Source organism: Clostridium sp. Marseille-Q7071 (assembly GCF_965112025.1).
In genome coordinates, this window is record NZ_CBCOPR010000002.1 from 25,331 (window position 1) to 44,834 (window position 19,504).

A 19,504-nucleotide genomic window follows, 5' to 3' on the forward strand; every position below is an offset into this window, starting at 1 on the left:
ACATAGGTATACTTCCATTTATATCAAATCTGTTATTTATTCAGCTCAGGTATCTAAAAAAATCACCAACTAATCTGTTAGTGTATTTTATTTCAGACATCTTACTATCTATAATTAACTAAAATAAATTTATATAATATTTGCAATTACTATTGAAACCTTCCTCTTTCCACATTAAATAATCTAATCAACTTCTTTAAGGATTCGGTTTACTATATTAATAATATAATTAATATTTAACTCTATCCTCTATATATACTATGATTTAAATATATAAATGTTACTTTTTAATCCTTCAAATATATTGCTAATATAAAAGAAAGTAGTTTAAAACTACTTTCTTTTATTATTATCCTTACTAACTTAGTATTTTCTGAATTGTTAAAGTCACTGCAAAAACATTTGTGGCTACGTTTCCTATAATTAGGTTTTCTATATTAATATTTTTTAATTCTACTATACTTGGTGCTGATATTCGGAATATTGTAGTTCCAGCAACAGAAGCTCCATTTTGATTTGAAGCAGTTGCTCCAACAAGTATTCCATTTACATAAAGTCCAGTTACTGGTCTACTTGATGATACATTTATAATATTCCAGCTTGCATAATAAGTTCCTGGTTCAAATATAGTAATTACTGAATCTGGCAATGATATTGCCATTCCTTGAGAAATTATTAAATCTTCATTAAATATTATATTATTATTTGGTGTAATAGTTTCAGTGCTTGAAGGTAAATTAGCAACTACCGCAATATACGCCCCTGTTGGTGCTGCACCTGTTGCTCCTGTTGGGCCTGTTGGACCTACTGGTCCCTGTATTCCTTGTGGCCCTTGTGGACCTTGTGGACCTGTTACTCCTTGTACTCCTGTTATTCCTTGTGGTCCTTGTGCACCCATTGGTCCTGCTGGGCCTGCTACTCCTTGTGCTCCTACTGGGCCTACTGGGCCTGCTGGGCCTTGTATTCCTTGTGGTCCTGTTGCTCCTTGTGGTCCTTGTGTTCCCATTGGTCCTTGTGGTCCTTGCGGTCCTGTTGCTCCTCGCGTACCTGCTGGTCCCTGTGGTCCTGTTGTTCCTACTGGGCCTTGTGGTCCCATTGGTCCCACTGGCCCTTGTTGTCCTGTTGCTCCTTGTGGTCCTGCTGGTCCTGCTGGTCCCTGTGGTCCTGTTGGTCCCGCTACTCCAGGACATCCCTGTGGCCCCACTGGTCCTTGTTGTCCTGTTGCCCCTTGTGCTCCTGCTGGTCCTGCTGGTCCCTGTGGTCCTGTTGGTCCTCCTGGTCCTTGCGATCCCATTGGTCCTGCTGGACCTTGTGCTCCTGTTGCTCCTTGTGGCCCTGCTGGTCCCTGTGGTCCTGTCACTCCCTGTGGCCCTTGTGCTCCTATTGGTCCCTGTGGTCCTTGTGGTCCTGTTGTACCCTGCGCTCCTGCTGGTCCACCTGGTCCTTGTGGTCCCGTTACTCCTTGTGGTCCTGCTGGGCCTTGTGCTCCTACTGGACCTTGTGCTCCTGTTTCACCTTGTGGTCCCATTATTCCCTGTGGTCCCTGTGGTCCTACTGCTCCTTGTGGTCCTGTTGGACCCGTTGGGCCTGTTGGGCCTGTTGCTCCTTGTGGGCCTACTGGACCTCTTGGGCCCGTTGGACCTGTTGCTCCTGTTGCACCTGTTGCTCCTGTTGCTCCTGTTGCTCCTCTTGGACCTGTTGCGCCTGTTGCTCCTGTCGCCCCTGTTGCTCCTGTTGCCCCTCTTGGGCCTGTTGCGCCTGTTGCGCCTGTCGCTCCTGTTGCTCCTGTCGCTCCTCTTGGCCCTGTCGCCCCTGTTGCTCCTGTTGCTCCTCTTGGACCTGTTGGTCCTGTTGGGCCTGTTGGGCCTGTTGGACCTGTTGGCCCCCTTTCTCCTTTACATCCTCTTGGTCCTGGACATCCCTGTGGTCCCATTGGACCTTGCGGTCCTGCTGGACCTTCCGGTCCCTGTGGTCCTGGAATGCAACATATCTCCTCACAACAATGATCTTCACAATGTTCCTTACAATGTTCTTCACAATGTTCTTTGCAATGTTCCTTGCAATGATCATGATGTTTTATATTTTTATTGCTTTGATTTTCATACTTAGTTAATAACTCAGCTAATCTTTCTAATTTTTTTCTAGTTTTGCTATCTATATTTTGTATACTGTCACTAAAATCATTCATATTATGGATATTGTTATCATAGTTACTCATATTATTGTCCTCCTGCTTTAACATTAATTGACAAAACCCCTTAGTTTTTCTATATATACTATGTAAATTTATATCCAAATGTGACATTTTCTCTTAGTTATATTGTTTTTTTGTAAGTAAAACCTTCTGATTTAATTCACAATTCACAATGCAAAATTCACAATTGTGGATATTTCTCGGCTATTGCTGAGAAATTTTAAATTGATCTTGTAGCGGCGAACAGTGTTCGCCATATATTATTACATTAACATTAAATTTAAGACATATTGAAAAAAACTAGCGAACATTGTTCACCAAAAAACTAGCAACGTAAAGGTGCTAGTTAGAAAATTTGTTTAAAGAAATTATTTTGCTTAAAAATAATTTCCACCACAATTGTGCATTATTTTAAGTTGTCAATTCTCAATTGTATAAGTTGCCATTTGTAAGTTTATATTAAAATCTTTAATATAAATTAATATAAAAAAAAGCGTGATTAAATCACGCTTTTAATGTTTTCATAAAAATATTTAAGGTAACATTTCTATCTTGTCATCTTTATACTCAAAATTGTATTTAGATTTAAGCATACCAAGGTCATTTTCACCTTTAACCTTTAAAATTTCAAGAGTATATTTTCCTGGCTCTAACATTTTCTCTACTTCTAATGTTACTCTATCATTATCAATATTAATATTGTCTTTTAACACTATTAATTCTTTATCATTAAATTTTAGAGTATAATTTTTAATATCCTTAGCACCAGCTTCTTCTATAGTTTGAGTAAATATTATATCTATTTTTTGAAGCTTTGGCACAATTTTAATTTCACTAATAGTAGGTTTAATATCAGCCAATTCAAAACTTTCGCTAACTTGTTTAATCTTAACTCCTGAATAATCTCTTACATCTTTAACTGTTATTTCATACAGTCCATTTACCAAAAAGTCTTTAGTAGTTACAATAGCTCTATATTCACTACTACTTTCAGAGTAAGTGACTTTTTCAATCTCAATATTTTTTCTATTTGTATCATATAGATTTATTGAAAAATTATTTTTATTTTCTACAGTATCTTTTTTCATCTTTTTATTAAAAGTTACAATTATCTGTTTTTGGTTATTTATACCACTCACATTTTTAACATCTATATTATGAGAAATATTTGGTCTTATTAAAGTTCCTTCTTCTATAAATATTGGTATTGCTGGAGAGTTTAGTGGAACTCCTGTAGCATCTTTTATATTTTGTAATTGTAAACTATATTCTCCTTCTTCAATAAAGTCTGTTGTCTCTAATTTCACTAAATATTTTCCACCGTCATTAGAATATTTTGCTTTTTTGATTGGTATAATTAAATTGTTTTGCTTTATAACATAATTTCTAGTAGCCTCTACATCGCTTTTATTCATATCTCTATCAAATCTTACTTTTATAGTTCTACTGTTAGTTTTTTCAATCTTTTCAATTTCTAATGGTTGGATAACATTTGGTCTTGCTAAAGATAGACTTAAACTGCTTTTGTATGGTTCCATTGCATTTCCTGATAAGTCTTTGATATTTTTAACTTCAATAGTACATTCTCCATCCATGCTTACATTGTTTATAGTAACAGTTACTCTATCTTTATAATATTTATCAAACTCAATTTTGCTTATAGAATTTGCATAGCTTTTGCCTTTTTCATCTTTTATAATATAGTTCCCTTTTGATATAGCAGAAGCTTCATTTAATTCTTTGCTAAAGGTTATATTTATATATTTTATATTTGGATTAGAAGTATCTGTAATTTTAAAAGAAGTAACCTTTGGCTTAGTTGTATCCTTTAAGCTTATTGGTTTACCATATGGATTCATAATATTATTAGATAAATCTCTAATTCCCTTAACTTCTAATTTATAGCTTCCATTACTATTTATTACGCTCTCTGTTACTAATGTTACTTCATTTTCATCCTTATTATCAAAAGAAGCACTTGTAAGTTTAACATTTGCACCTTTACTATCTTTTATGCTGTAATTATTTAAATTAGTGGCATCTGTTTTTTTAACTTTTTCGCTAAATTTAATTTTTATTCTCTTTAATGAAGTACCTGATATATCTGAAACTTCTACTCCAGTAATAGTTGGTTTGACATTATCTGTGACTTTATCATCATATGAAGAATTCTTCTTACTGAATCTTACCTTCATATTGTCTCCAAGTACATTTTCTACTGTTCCTTCTAAATTGGATATTTTACTTTTAGTTAAGTCATCTCTTAATGTTAATTTTACTATACTATATCCATCCATAAGTTCTGCCCTTGATATGCGAACTCCTGGAATTTCATAATTATATTTGCTCTCTGCTTTAGATTTTTTAACTATTCCATCAAATTCTATAATTATTTCCCTAGGTTCATTTATAGTTACAGATTTAATTTTAGATGCTGCATTTTTATCTAAAAGCTTTCCTAAGCCTAAAATTACATCATTTGGAGTTTCTCCTCCAATTGCCACAAGTTCTCTAGAAGCTAATGTCGATAAGTATTTATTCTGTGCAGGCGTTAACTTATCTCCCACTAATAGTAATGGTGAAGATTTTTTTGCCGCTAATGGTCCTGTTGTTAAAGCGTCTACTATTGATGAGTCAACTGCTTTAGAAGTATAAACACGCTCATATTCTAAATAATAACTGAATTCATCTAAAACCTTAAGATTTGTATCAAATCTATCTTTACCATTTATCTTTATAACAGAAGGTATATCTTTAATAGCCTTATCTGAAATAGCTCCAGTTTGTCCAACTACATAAGTATTATTCGCATTCATACCATCTATCCATTTTTTAATACTAGGAGAAATCTCATTTTTTGAAGCTAATAACATAGGCATATTTCTTGAACCAGCGATAGGTGCAATCGATAATGCATCTGCTCCTTCAAATTTTTCATCTCCAGGAACAATTACTATGTCATCAACATAAACTAATTTTTCCATCTCTTTAGCAATAAGCAAAGAAGTTTCAAATCTATCTTTTCCACCTAATCTTTGTACTTGAATACCCATTGATCTTATTTGATTTTCAATATTTTTACTTACAGCTCCTGTACCGCCTACTATGTAAACTTTTTTAACACCAAGTCTACTAATTTCATTTTTAGTAACTTCTGGGAGTTTATTAGCATGAGTTAAAAGTATAGGTCCATCTACCGCTTTAGAAAGTGGTGTACTACAAAGAGCATCTGCAAATCCCAATCCATTTGCAACAATAGCATAATCACTATAATACCATCCTTCTTGACTCACCTCTGTTGCTGTAGAAAATCTATCCTTACCATAAATTTTTTTAATATCTATTCTGTCATAATCTGATGCAAAAGCCTTTGTACCATTTGCTAGCAAAAATGTACTTATAACAAGACTTCCTAAAATCTTGAAAGTTCTCTTCATTCTTCTACTCTCCTTTTCTTACGCATAACTTGCAATTATTTATATTTCTGCATATTGCTATAATATTCCTTCTAATATTAGTATCTATATAATGTATATCGTACTTATATATAAAAAATTAATAGCCTTATAGAAAATTAACAACCTTATGCAATTGAAAATTGAGAATTGCCGATTGATAATTGAAGATATTTCTCAGCAAAGACTGAGAAATTTAGAATTAATTCTTTTTGAAGTCACGCAGTAACTTTTTATAAAAAACTAGCAATTGTATTGCTAATAAAAAGATCAGTTAAAGAAATTAGCTTGTAAAAGCAATTTCAACTTTAACTCTTCACCCTCATACTTAATCCCTGTACTTTCTTCATAATATTAGTTAAATTTATTAGTGTTGTTCCCAGCTATACTGCGCCTCTGGAGAATCCTAAAGGACTTCACTACTGTTCTCCAGAGTTGGAAAGCCATTACTCGTATTGCTGGTGAAAAAATCTATTGAAGAAATTAGTTTGATTAAAACTAATTTCTTCCTAAATTTTCAATTGTCAATCGTCAATTCTCCATTGATTAAGTTGTCCCCTAGAGATAAAAAAAGGTATTGGCATATGCCAATACCTTAGAGATTTAATTATTTTTTATGATTGATAAATTATATTATCTTTCTTTTTTGTCATGATGGCAGTGATGGTGTTTTTTATGGCAGCATTTTTTATGCCAGCAATGCCACCAAAAATCACATGGATCATCACATGGATGAGGTCTATGGCATTTCTTTTCTTCTTTTTTACATTCATCTTTTTCTTCTTTACATTTATCTTCTTTCTTACGTCTGCATTTATCTTCTTCATGATGAGCATATCCATAGCCATAATCATCTTCATAATCATCTTCGTAGCCATAACCGTAGTCATAATCATATTCATAGTCATATTTTTTTCCGTTATACATAAAAATTTCCCCCATTATTTTATTTATATTTTTGGAAAATTAACTAATGCTAGCTTTTAATTGATTAAATATTATATTGCCTAATGGCTAATTTAAAAAAATTCTCTCTTTCGTTACGAAAGCTTATTCTTGTTACTTTTCAGCTTTCTTATATATACTATGAATAAAGCTCAAAAAGTTTCTTTTAAAATTAAATCATATTAAATTTTTTACAAAAATATATATTTCATATTTTTATTTCATTATTTGTTTATTATTAGAAAATAAGCTTTAAGTATCTTATATTTAATTAAAAGTTGAAACTTTATCTAACCTTAAATTGAAAATAAAAACAGGTATTGGCACAAGCCAATACCTTATTAATTAATTTTATAATTGATTTTCTAATATTTTAAGCTAAACTATTTCTATTTTTCATCATATTTATAGTAAGGACGACGTTTTTTATGACAACATTCTTTATGCCAGCAATACCACCAGAAGTAGCATGGATCATCACATGGATGAGGTCTATGGCATTTCTTTTCTTCTTTTTTGCATTTATCTTCCTTTTTGCGCTTATCCTCTTTCTTACATCTACATTTATCTTCTTCATGACGACCATATCCGTAGCCATAATCATCTTCATAATCCTGTTCATAGCCATAACCGTAGTCATAATCATATTCATATTCATAATTATATTTTTTTTCGTTATACATAAAAATTTCCCCCATTATTTTATCTATATTTTAAAAAATTAGCTAATACTAGCTTTTAATTAAATTTTATAATTGTTTCATAGCTAGCCTTATGAAGTTTCCTACTTCATTGTAAAAGCTTATTCTAATTTTTTAAGCTTTCTTATATATACTATGAGTAAGACACGAAAAAGTTTCTATTAAAAATAAAATCATATTAAATTTTTTACAGAAATACATATTTCATGTCTTTATTTCATTATTTGCTTATTATTAGAAAATGAGCTTTAGGTATTTTATATTTAATTAAAGATTGAAACTTTATCTAAACTTAAATTGAAAATAAAAAAAGGTATTGGCACAAGCCAACACCTTAGAAATTCATTAATTTTATAATTGATTTTTTAATATTTTAAACCAAACTATTTCTATCTTTCATCATATTCATAGTAAGGATGACGTTTTTTATGGCAGCATTTTTTATGCCAATTATACCACCAGTAGTAACATGGGTCATAGCATGGATGGTGTTTATGACATTTCTTCTCTTCCTTTTCACATCTCTCTTCTTCTTTTTTGCATTTATCCTCTTCTTTTTTACATTTATCTTCTTCATAATAATCATAGTCATATTCATCTTCATAATCATAGTCATAATCATGGTCATGTTTCTTACAATGACATTCTTTATCCCAATAATACCACCAGTCATCACATGGATGGTGTTTATGACATCTTTTTTCTTCTTTTTTACATTTATCTTCTTCTTTTTTACACTTATCTTCTTCATAATAATCGTAGTCATATTCATCTTCATAACCATAATCATGGTCATGTTTCTTACAATGACATTTTTTATGCCAATTATACCACCAGTAATAGCAAGGATCATAATAATTATGATGTTTCATTTTATCCTTTTTATCACATTTTTTCTCTTCTTCGTAGAAATCGTAGCAATATTTATAGTCAGAATCTTGTTCATATTTTTTTTCGTTATACATTAATAATTCCCCCATCATTTTTTATACTATTTATATTATTAAAAGAGCTAGTTATTAAATCTTACTTTCTTACTTATAAATTAAATTTAAGTTATATAATCATCTTTAGTATATTTATAAAGTCTTCTCTTTTACTGTAAATATTTTGCTTCATTAAATTAATTTTCTTTGAAGCTCTTCTATATATTATGACTAGAATTAAAAAAAGGTTACTTTTTAAAGACTAAATTAAAATTAAATTAAAATTTCACAAAAAATTTCTAATATGTAAGTTTATTTTACTATTGTTTATTATTTCAAATTAATTTTTTAAGATTACCTTAATTTAATTCATGATTTAATTCACAACTTAATTTAATTCACAATTCACAATGCAAAATTCATAATTATGGATATTTCTCAGCAGAAATTGAGAAATTTAGAATTGATTTATTTTTAAAGTGACACAGTCACTTTTATTAAAAAATCTATTTAAAGAAATTAATTTACAAAATTAATTTCCTCCATAATTGTCAATTGTCCATAGTCAATTCTCCATTGTCTAAGCTCTTTTTTAACGATAAAATGAAAATAAGCCCTATGAATTTCATAGGGCTTACGCTTTTAAATACTTAAAAGCTAAAATGAGGGACAAAGTAAAAGATTATTGCAATTTTTTTATATAATACTCGTGGGTAAATACAGTATTATAATAGTTGTGTTATATGTTTCCTATTATACATTATAATTTATATGTTTTTATGTTTTTTAAATAATATTAACAAATTACTCTCAAATCCTTAATACTTGTACATAATTTAAATAGAAAAGATAATTAGATTTAATAAATTTCTTTTATAATTAATAAAAATCATATTTTTTATATTTGTTATATGCAAAAAACGACAATTTATTATAGTTAACCTATTTTATCTGTTATGACCTTTCCTATGCTTCAAAGTAATTTACCAGATTATATTAGTTTTACATTATATTGAGCTTTATTTAAAAGGAAATTTTTAATAATTTGCAACTTCATTAACTATTTTCTAATGAATATAATATTTAATCATTAAATTAATTTACTAATATAGCAGATTAAAATGCCCTTAGCAAAGAAATAATTCCACCTTTACTTTGAAGCTTGCCTTGAAATTCCATAGTATTTATTAAATTTCTTATTTCTGAATAGCTTTTTTCCATTCTACTTGCTAACTCACTAAAACACATAGGTCTTTCCATTAATAGATTTACTATATCTTCTTCTGAATCTGTTAAATTATCAAATAAACTTAATTGCACATTAGACATTACTCTTTTATCATCTATTAGCTGAGAAGTATTTATAAAGATTTTTGCCTTCTCTTCTAATATGAGTTTGTTTGTTCCTATAGATTCTCTTGAATATATATTATTAGGTACTGCATATATTTCTCGATTCAACATTCTACCAAAATTTGCAGTTATTAAAGCACCACTTTTCTCTGAAGCTTCCACTACTAAAAGCTTTCTACACCATGAAGCTATTAAGTAATTTCTCTTAGGAAAATTGTAGTATTCAGGTTTAGTTGTAGGTGGAAACTGAGATAATACTGCACCACTATCTATAATTTTTTTCATAAGTTCTTTTTGTTCTGAAGGATAACATATGTCAACACTATTTCCTAAAAAAGCTAGTGTATATCCACTGTTTTTTATTGCTACAGTATGTGCTTGACTATCTACACCTTTAGCAAAACCACTAATTATAGGAATATCTTTTAAAACTAAAGCTTCTACTACTTCTCTGGTTACATTTTTTCCATAACTACTACATCTTCTTGCACCTACAATACTTACGCCATTCTTTACTTCCTTTAGTTCACCTCTGTAATAAAGTACTATTGGACTTTCATCACATTCCTTAGCATAATTTGGATATAGTTTATCTTCATAAGTTAATATTTTTATCCCTAAAACTGCACATCTATTACATATTTCTCGTGCCTCTTTTAAGTCTCTACTGTTTAATATACTTTCTATTGAAGTTTTTCTTAATCCTTCTATTTTACTAAGTTCTTCTTTACTAGAAATATATATTTTGTAAGGACAGGTAAATTCTTTTAATAAAATTCTTGTGGTTTTAACTCCTACATTTTTCAATTTACTAAGCCAAATATAAAATACTTCTATATTGCCCATCTAAGAAACCACATCCATTCTTCCCTCTTCCTTTTCTAAATCCCTACTCATCAATGCTTTTACAACATGAGATTTTTCAATGTTTTTAGATCCATCCAAATCTGCAAAAGTTCTTGCTACCTTTAAAAATTTATTAAAGCTTCTAGCACTAAACTTAAATATATCATATGCTTTCTTCATGAGCTCCTTTCCTTCATTATCTAACATACAAAATTCTCTTACATGACTATCTTTCATTTGATTATTACAGTTAACATTGGATATATTTTTAAATCTTTCTCTTTGAATATTTCTTGCGAACTCTACTCTTTCCCTTAAACTACTAGAGCTTAAAGAAGGTTTAAATTCCGATAAATCAATAAAATCCACTGGATTCATATATTTTTGTATATCAATTCTATCTAAAATAGGCCCAGATATTTTTTGTCTATATTTTAAAACCTCATAATCACTGCATTTACATCGATCATGACCAAAATATCCGCAGGGACATGGATTCATGGCAGAAACTAGCATAAAGTTGGCAGGATATGTATGAGTATATTTAACTCTCGATATGGTAACTACTCTATCCTCCATAGGTTGCCTTAATGCTTCTAAAGTTTTCTTATTGAATTCTGCAATTTCATCTAGAAATAAAACTCCATTATGAGCAAGAGATATTTCACCAGGAATAGCATTATTCCCACCACCAATTAAAGAGTTTGTAGAAGCATTATGGTGTGGTGATCTAAAAGGTCTTTCTTTTATTAAGTCTCCCTTGCTTTTTATAAGCCCTGCTACACTATAAATCTTCGTAACTTCTAAAGCTTCTTCTTCTGAAAGGGTAGGTAATATGGTAGGAAATCGCTTTGCTATCATGGACTTTCCACAACCTGGAGTACCTGACATCAATATATTATGTCCTCCTGCTGCCGCTGCAACTATGTACTCAATAACATCATCTTGTCCCTTTACCTCTTTAAAATCTAGAACGCTTTCGGATCTTATAATATGTTCATCTTTATAATCTTCCATTGTATAAATGCTAACCCCTTGAAGAAAATCAACAACCTCAGAAAGCTTATTAAAACCAAATATATTTATATCACTGACTAAAGATGCTTCCCTTATATTTTCTTTAGGTAAAATAATATTATTAATTCCTATTCTCTTCGCCTCCATAACCATAGGCAATACTCCGCTACAAGGACGTAAATCTGCATTCAATGAAAGTTCTCCAATGAATCCATAGCTTTCAAGGTGGGGAAATGTAACCTGTTTACTTTGAACTATTAATCCTATTGCCATACCTAAATCAAAATGAGAACCACTTTTTTTAATATCTCCTGGAGCTAAATTTATAATAATTTTCTTATTAGGAAAATGAAATCTAGAATTTATAATTGATGCTTGAAGTCTTTCCTTAGCCTCCTTAATTGCAGCATCACCTAGACCTACAATATTTATAGATGCTGGCCCGCCTATAACATCCGTTTCTATATTTACTAAATATCCATCAACGCCACTTATAGCAAAACTATTAACCACTGAAGCCATTTCTATACTCCTCCTTTAACCCTATCTTATATGTAATTTATATCCACTCTTAAATTATTTATTCAAATGAAGGATAACTACACAATATTATCTTTTACCTCTGGGGTCTATATTGAAACTAAAGAATTGAAATATAATTAAAGTAGTCACAAAATTTAAATCTGTAGCTACTTTTTGACCTCTGGGGTGCAATATGATATGGTACTACATCTGCAACATTAAAAAATATTTAAAATATATTGCTTATCTCCATAATCCTAATTTAAGATCACTAGCTTTACTCCAAACTATACTGCACCTCAGGGGAATCCTTATACAATTGAGAATTGATAATTGACAATGGAGAATTATGGACATTTCTCAGTAGAAACTGAGAAGTTTAGAATTGATTTATTTTTGGAGTTATGTAGTAACTTCTTATAAAAGAGACTAGTAATTGTATTCCTAGTAAAAAGAATCAGTTAAAGAAATTATTTTGGATAAAACTAATTTCAACCTCAATTTTCAATTTTCCATAGTCAATTCTCCATTGATTAAGTTCCCCAGAGGTAAAAAAACTAGCAATTTTATTGCTAGTTAAAAAATTATTCAAAGAAATTAATTCACAAAGAATTAATTTCCACCATAATTGTCAATTGTCCATCGTCAACTCTCAATTGACTAAGTGTATTTTATACTCTTTCTTTTCATCAAAATTATTTTCCTTTATTAGCTCAGTGTAGCTATCTATATTACCATTTAAGATATCCATTGTTGAAGAAGCATATATTATAATAACTGGATTATTATTTATGCCTTCATGAATTGTTTTTTCAGCTAAAAATAAGATATAATTATTAAATCTTTTATCTCTATTTATCATTATTGCAGGATTAGGATTCTCCTCCAATGTATTCTTAGTTAAAAAATAGTTTCCATCTGAATATCTTAAAAAACGCACATCAGAATTATTGATAATTAATCCAACTTTTTCATACTCTAAATTTACATTCTTTAATCTTATTATTGAATTATTAATTTCTAGTGCTGTACCACCACTTTCTATTTTAATAGTGTTAAACATAATACCTTCATTTTTAGTCATTTCTACATTATTTATACTTACAGTAGGCTTTTCATTATTTGTCCCCTTAACAGTGATTTGATTTAATATTACAGATTTATTGGTAATTATCAAGTTTTCTAGTTCTATTTTAGGATTATTTCTATTGCCAGTAATTATTATAGGCCTGTCCAAAATTATTTCTTCTAAACCTTCAATATCGTTTTCCACATATATTTTTTGTGTTACTTTACTATTGATAGCCCTTTCAAATTCTTCCTTATTTCTTATCTTTACTTCATTGTAAGGGATTATAACCTCAACATTTTCTTCAATATTATTATTTATTTTATTAGAATCCTTACCTTTTATAAAACCTTCTTTAATGTTAATTCTTTCAACTATTCCACCTGTTTTTACTATTATAACTAATTGATTTTTTACAATATCTAATATAATATCATTACTTGCTTCTTTTTCTTTAAAAGTTAATGATATATATTTCCAAAATGAGTCCTTTGTATTTAGCTCAATATCTTCAGAGAAACTCAATTTAATAGTTCTATCTACTACTGTTATACTAGGATTTTTAATATATTTATTTTCTATATATATTTTTATTTCTTCTGAAGCTAAATTACCACATTTTATCAATCCTTTAGGTATGGTTAAAGAGCTTCCCTCTCCTTTAAAGTTTATTGTAACTATTTTACCTTCAACTTTAACTTGCTGAATAATTATATCTTCTCCATCTATACAAATTTCTTCACTTATATTTTTATCTATTTCAACTTCCCTATCAAATTCTAATGTAATTTCTCCATCATGAACTTTATAATTTAACATTTTAGGTGGTAGTAAATTTTCCTCTGGTGTATTATTTTCTTCTAAAATCACATCTATTCCTTTATAGACTTTTGCTCCATCCTTTGATGCTATAGCTTTATCTTTAATTCTTATTCCACTAAAATCTCCCTGCTCTTGTAAACTTATCAATAAGTTTTCTTTTTCCATAATTAATTCTTTTATCTCTTTATTATTTTCTGTTATTGCTTCAATTTTTTCTTTATCATTAATTTTTATTTCACTATCAAACTCTATATTAATTTCATTATCATTAATCTTTTTATACCCTTTATAAGGTAACTTCTCTAACTTCTCTTTTTCAATTTCTTTATCTTTTTCTTCATCCTTATTATCTGTACTTTTTTCTTCCTCTTTAGCTAAATCAATATCTTGTTCATCTTTGTTATTCATTTCTTTCCTACCTGGAAATGAATTATTCTTATTTAATATATTTTTAAACAAATTTTTATTTTCATAATTAAAAAAGTTTACTTCTGTATATTTATTAATACTATCTTTTAATACTTTCTCTGCTTTAGCCTCATTATCCCTATCTAAAAGAATTAACGGTACTTTATCTACAGCAGCCAATTGTCCTATTATTAGAGCTTTAGCTAATTGATTATCTTGTCCACTAGAAACATATACTTTATTAAAATTTAGCTTGTCCTTAAAATGTTCAACTACTTTTAAATTTGTTTCATATCTATTTTCTCCATATATACGTTTTGCTTTTAACTTGTTTTCACTTTCAACGCTAACTAACGTTTCCCCACCAACTACATAATTATTTTTATCATGGTAATAAAAGTTTTCTTTTATATTCCCCGTAATATCTGAAACTAAAATAACAGTTTCCTCTCTTGCTGCAATTTGCCCTAAAGAAATAGAATCTGGTGAGCCATTATAACCTATAACTGCTACTGATTTATACTCTCCTAATTCCTTTGAAATATTAACGCTTGTTTCAACTCTATTCATTCCACCTAACCTAACAACATCTATTCCATTACTTTTTAATTGAAATGCCAATTCCTCTTTTAAAATTCCTTCACCAGAAGGTAAATAAATTTTATTAACTCCCTTAATTTTTAACTTTTTTATAAGCTCATCTTCAATTTTTTCCCCATTATTGATTAATATAAGAGGAGCTTTTTTCTTATAGGCTAAAGTAGAAATAGAAAGTAAATCAACTAAATTTTCATCTTTTTCTAAAGCTAAAACTGCTGTTTTTCCACCCTTATAGGCATTATTCCAAAGCTCCCCTGCCACAGTCATAGATAATTCATACCTATCCATATTCTCAAGTTTTTCAAAAGATCTTCCATAAACCTTCTTGCTACATAATATTAAGGATAGTGCTATTATCATAGCTAACCTTTTTCCTTTAAACACAACCTCTCCCCCACTATTCAACTAAAAATTTTCATATATTTTAATTTTAACATATATGGCAATTAATGTTAAAATTATACTTGAAAATAACTAAAAAAACTGTAAATTATTTTTAAATAATTTACAGTTTAGACTTTTACAATGGAGAATGGAAAATTGACAATGGACAACTCATAGGCCCCCTCAAGATGTTGGACACTTCGTTCAAATGACCATACAATAAAAAGTAAGATTAAGGGGGAGAACTATGAGCATAAAATTTACAAGAAAATTTACAGAAGAAGAACGAGTTGCAATTGTTAAGGAGGCATTAGAGTATGGAAGCAATGCTTTAGTTGCTACAAAATATGATATTAATCCTAAATTGCTTTCAACGTGGAAAGGGAATTATAGGAGATATCAACAAACATTGAAACCAAAGGAACCTAAAGAAGAAAATATAATTGTGAATTATAAGAAAGAGTATAAAAAACTTGTTGAAGAAAATAAACAGAAAGACCTAGAAATAGCAGTATTGAGAGATTTGTTAAAAAAAAAGAAAATGAAATAGATTATTATGAATATGCAGAGGAATGGATAGCATGTGGAGCACCAGTATCAAGTATTCTTAGAATACTTGGACTGAATAAGTCTACATACTATCGAAGGAAACAAAGTAAAAAGCATGAAAATATAGTAGTTAAAAAGAAAGAAGGAATTATTCCTGGATTTAGCTACAATATTGATAATGTAAAAATAAGTGACTTAATGATACAAAAGTATATTATGGAAATAAAGTCCTGTGACTATGGACGACACTATGGCTACAAGAAGGTTACGGCAGTTCTTAAGCGAAAGTATTGCTTAAGGATAAACAAGAAAAAGGTGCATAGGTTAATGACAGTATTAGGGATGATACAAAAATCTAAAGAACCAGTTACTAGGTATAAACGTATTTGCAAAAATCACTTAGTTAAACAGTCTAATCAACTTTGGGAGATGGATACGAAGTATGTCTATATTGCTGGTACACGTGAAGTTGCCTATTTAGCTTCAATTATTGATGTTTTTGATAGAAGTATTATAGCATGTAAGCTATCACTTTCTGCTAATGCTGAGGCAGCACAAGAAGTATTGCTTACGGCATTGTACAACAGAGGTATCAAAGATGCTGCCGACGGACTTACTGTCCGTACAGACAATGGTTCACAGTTTATAGCTCATGGCTTTGAAAAGTTATGTATAAAAGAAAAGACGATTCATGAAAGGATCCCAGTACATAGCCCAAACTATAATGCACATATAGAGTCATATCATAGATATCTTCAAGATGAGTGCCTAGCTGGTAAGATATTTAATAGTTTAGAAGAGGCGGAAGCCATCATTGATAAATATGTATATGGATATAATACGATACGAGTTCATTCATCAATAGATTATAGAACTCCTGATGAGTTCTATAATCTAAAAAATTGTAACTTTAAGAATGAGCTAGTAATTAGCATATAGTGTCCCATTTGAGGGGGCCAATCCGACAATTAAGGAAACTTCTCCGATAAAGGAGAAGTTTTTAATTGATTTCTTTTTTTGAAGTTACACAGTAACTTTTTTACAAACTAGCAATTGTATTGCTAGTAAAAAATCAATTAAAGAAATTAGTTTGATCAGAACTAGTTTCAACCATAATTGTCAATTGTCCATAGTCAATTCTCCATTACTAAAAAGTTGGCTATGATTTTCAGTACTTCAACTAAAAATCATAGCCATATATAGACATTAAATTTATTATTATTACTCTAATAATGAATTAATAATTTTTATAATTTAATTATGCAGTTGCTTTTTTCTTTGTAAAAACTGAAATTAACCATCTTAATAAAGCGGTTACTACTGCTAATATGATGAAAATAGGAAATGTTTTATTGGTTAATGAACCGATATTTAAAATACTTCTAAATAAATATACTGCCCCATAAAAACCTACTGCTACAGTTGAGAATAAAAATACTCTCAATTTATTGAATGGTAAGCATGCTTTGAGTACACCAAGTACACTTACAAATCCAACCATATAATACATTAATGTCACTTTATCTAACTCAGATAACCCCTGATTTGGAGCTAATAGATAAACTGCAATAATATTTATAATAATCAACATTGCATTTGGCAATGCAGTTTTAATGACAGTATTTAAAAAGGTCCCTTTAATCTTCTTCTTATCAGGTTCAAAGGATAAGAAGAAGGAAGGATATCCCTCAATTGCTAAGTCAATTAACGTAATCTGTATTGGAATAAATGGGAATGTGGTCATAGTAATTACATTAATAATACACAACATTAATGAATAAAGTGTTTTAATAAAAAAGATAGAAGCTACTTTTGTAACATTATTAACAACACGTCTTCCTTCTGCAAGTACATCTGGTAAAGCTGAAAAATCAGAATCTAATAATACAAGTTGAGAAACTTGCTTTGCTGCGTCATTTCCTTCAGCCATGGCAATACTACAATCTGCCTCTCTTAAGGCTAATACATCATTTACTCCATCACCTGTCATCGCTACTGTATGACCATTTTCTTGTAGCGCTTTTACAAGTAGTTGTTTTTGCTCTGGGCTCACACGTCCAAAAATACTGTACTTATCAGCTGCTTTCTTAACCTCTTCCTCAGTTTTCACCTGTGATAAATCAATATAAGAACCATAGTCTTCAAGGCCAGCTTTTCTAGCAATATTAGAAACAGTTACTGGGTTATCTCCAGAAATTACTTTCACTTGAACACCCTCATTTTTGAAGAAATCTAGTGTTTCTTTTGCATTTTTTCGAATAGGGTCCTCTAATTCAATAGCTGCAATAGCTGCAATAGCTGTAACATTTGGAAGTCCCGCTTCTGTTATAACTTCCTCTGTATGTGCTAATAATAAAATACGCCTTCCCATTTCTTGTGCTTCTATTACTAATTCAGGCAATGACTGTCCTTTTAATAAGATTTCTGGTGCTCCCAAAATAATAGTTCCAATTTGTTCAAAAGTAACTGCACCCCATTTTCGTTCAGAAGAAAAAGCTACTTTTGAAACAGCTATTTCATCGTCATTACTTGAAAAATATGACCTTAAGGCTGTCATAGTGGCATTATTATCATCTGTTGAATTCAAGTATGCACCAATTACATCTTCTATCGGCACAGATACTATATCTTCACGTAAAATATTTACTTTAGAAACTGTCATCTTTCCTTCTGTAATAGTTCCTGTTTTATCTAAACAAAGAGTATCTACATGAGCTAGTGTTTCAATGCAGAACATCTCTTGAACTAATATTCTTTTCTTAGATAATTTCACAACACCAGTAGCAAGAGAAATACTAATTAATAGTACTAAGCCTTTTGGTAGCATACCAAGTAAAGCTGCCGAAGTTGATACAACAGAAGCCTGCATTGTATCTGAGCGTACAAAATAAGCTTCTAGGAATAAAATAACTCCTAATGATAAAATAAAGTAACTTGTAAATTTCGTTACTTTTCTCATAGAACGCATCAATTCTGAGTTTACTTGCTTATGCTTTTTAGCTCCTTCAGCCAATTGTGCTGAAAAATTATCCGCACCTACATGTTCTACTCGAGCATAACATTTACCGCTTACTACAAAACTTCCTGAAAGAAGCATATCTCCAGGTTTTTTTATAATAGAATCAGATTCTCCTGTAAGTAGAGATTCGTTGACCTCAATTTCGCCATGAACAACAATAGAATCTACTGCTATCTGACTTCCCATGTCAAGCATGATAATATCATCTTGAACCAGATCCTCAACTAAGATTTCCTTTTGTTCTCCATCACGAATGACATGTGCTTTTAGAGCAGAGATAAGAGAAAGCTTTTCAACTAAATTTTTAGCATGAATTTCTTGCAAAATTCCAATACTCATATTCGCAATAATAATTAGTAAATAAGCCATATTTGTGTATGCGCCAACCAATGCCAAACAAATACCAATTAAGAAGTTCAATAAGTTGAATAATGTAAATATATTTTCTTTAATGATTTCTCCATTAGTTTTTGTTACCTTCTTAGGAGCAACATTCAAAAGGCCCTTTTCTTTTTGAATAGCAGCTTCTCTTTCTGTTAATCCTTTATCATAAGAAGCCATTATTCTCGTTTCATTCTTTATCTCCATTAATATCCTCCAGAACATTTTTATCTAAAGTTTAATAGTCTTTTTTATATGTAATAAATAAAGTATACAATAAAAATAACTTTACTACTAGATGATGAAATATTTT

General features: G+C 30.0%; 10 protein-coding genes and 1 pseudogene. 2 read left to right on the top strand and 9 right to left on the bottom strand.

Features of this window, described 5'->3' with window-relative positions; translation table 11 throughout:
- Positions 1-775: 775 nt before the first annotated feature.
- The 8 genes and pseudogenes from ACWPW7_RS22915 to ACWPW7_RS22950 form a co-directional block, all read right to left on the bottom strand.
- Positions 776-1,528 (bottom strand): annotated as a pseudogene (locus ACWPW7_RS22915) (collagen-like protein); the annotation flags it as partial.
- Positions 1,529-2,727: 1,199 nt separating this feature from the next.
- Positions 2,728-5,631 carry a cell wall-binding repeat-containing protein gene (locus ACWPW7_RS22920; RefSeq protein WP_454055574.1) on the bottom strand — a complete coding sequence of 968 codons (2,904 nt, stop codon included), beginning with the start codon at positions 5,629-5,631 and terminating at the stop codon, positions 2,728-2,730.
- Between the two features lie 651 nt (positions 5,632-6,282).
- Positions 6,283-6,576 carry a hypothetical protein gene (locus ACWPW7_RS22925; protein ID WP_454055575.1) on the bottom strand — a complete coding sequence of 98 codons (294 nt, stop codon included), beginning with the start codon at positions 6,574-6,576 and terminating at the stop codon, positions 6,283-6,285.
- Positions 6,577-6,983: 407 nt separating this feature from the next.
- Positions 6,984-7,277, bottom strand: a complete 294-nt coding sequence (locus tag ACWPW7_RS22930) for a hypothetical protein (protein WP_454055576.1) — start codon at positions 7,275-7,277, stop codon at positions 6,984-6,986.
- A gap of 407 nt (positions 7,278-7,684) precedes the next feature.
- Positions 7,685-8,260, bottom strand: coding sequence for a hypothetical protein (locus ACWPW7_RS22935; protein WP_454055577.1), 576 nt, complete (start codon positions 8,258-8,260; stop codon positions 7,685-7,687).
- Positions 8,261-9,337: 1,077 nt separating this feature from the next.
- Positions 9,338-10,420, bottom strand: coding sequence for a DNA-processing protein DprA (gene dprA, locus ACWPW7_RS22940; RefSeq protein WP_454055578.1), 1,083 nt, complete (start codon positions 10,418-10,420; stop codon positions 9,338-9,340).
- Positions 10,421-11,959, bottom strand: a complete 1,539-nt coding sequence (locus ACWPW7_RS22945; protein ID WP_454055579.1) for a YifB family Mg chelatase-like AAA ATPase — start codon at positions 11,957-11,959, stop codon at positions 10,421-10,423. It abuts the gene before it with no gap.
- Between the two features lie 652 nt (positions 11,960-12,611).
- Complete coding sequence (locus ACWPW7_RS22950; RefSeq protein WP_454055580.1) at positions 12,612-15,242, bottom strand: cell wall-binding repeat-containing protein; 2,631 nt, start codon at positions 15,240-15,242, stop codon at positions 12,612-12,614.
- Positions 15,243-15,489: 247 nt separating this feature from the next.
- Between ACWPW7_RS22950 and ACWPW7_RS22955 the strand changes: the two genes are divergently transcribed.
- Together ACWPW7_RS22955 and ACWPW7_RS22960 are read left to right on the top strand one after the other, a co-directional pair.
- Complete coding sequence (locus tag ACWPW7_RS22955; protein WP_454054320.1) at positions 15,490-15,792, top strand: transposase; 303 nt, start codon at positions 15,490-15,492, stop codon at positions 15,790-15,792.
- A 26-nt stretch (positions 15,793-15,818) separates the two neighbouring features.
- Positions 15,819-16,730: an IS3 family transposase gene (locus tag ACWPW7_RS22960; RefSeq protein WP_454055608.1), complete on the top strand. Its 912-nt coding sequence runs from the start codon at positions 15,819-15,821 to the stop codon at positions 16,728-16,730.
- A gap of 319 nt (positions 16,731-17,049) precedes the next feature.
- Here the strand turns inward: ACWPW7_RS22960 and ACWPW7_RS22965 are convergent, their stop codons facing one another.
- Positions 17,050-19,398 (bottom strand): cation-translocating P-type ATPase, encoded by a 2,349-nt coding sequence (locus ACWPW7_RS22965; RefSeq protein ID WP_454055581.1) that lies wholly within the window; start codon positions 19,396-19,398, stop codon positions 17,050-17,052.
- Positions 19,399-19,504 lie beyond the last annotated feature (106 nt).

Coding starts and splice junctions, on each gene's coding strand:
- dprA (WP_454055578.1), bottom strand. CDS start 10,420: ATGGGCAATATAGAAGTATTTTATATTTGGCTTAGTAAATTGAAAAAT.
- ACWPW7_RS22965 (WP_454055581.1), bottom strand. CDS start 19,398: ATGGAGATAAAGAATGAAACGAGAATAATGGCTTCTTATGATAAAGGA.
- ACWPW7_RS22930 (WP_454055576.1), bottom strand. CDS start 7,277: ATGTATAACGAAAAAAAATATAATTATGAATATGAATATGATTATGAC.
- ACWPW7_RS22920 (WP_454055574.1), bottom strand. CDS start 5,631: ATGAAGAGAACTTTCAAGATTTTAGGAAGTCTTGTTATAAGTACATTT.
- ACWPW7_RS22935 (WP_454055577.1), bottom strand. CDS start 8,260: ATGTATAACGAAAAAAAATATGAACAAGATTCTGACTATAAATATTGC.
- ACWPW7_RS22925 (WP_454055575.1), bottom strand. CDS start 6,576: ATGTATAACGGAAAAAAATATGACTATGAATATGATTATGACTACGGT.
- ACWPW7_RS22955 (WP_454054320.1), top strand. CDS start 15,490: ATGAGCATAAAATTTACAAGAAAATTTACAGAAGAAGAACGAGTTGCA.
- ACWPW7_RS22945 (WP_454055579.1), bottom strand. CDS start 11,959: ATGGCTTCAGTGGTTAATAGTTTTGCTATAAGTGGCGTTGATGGATAT.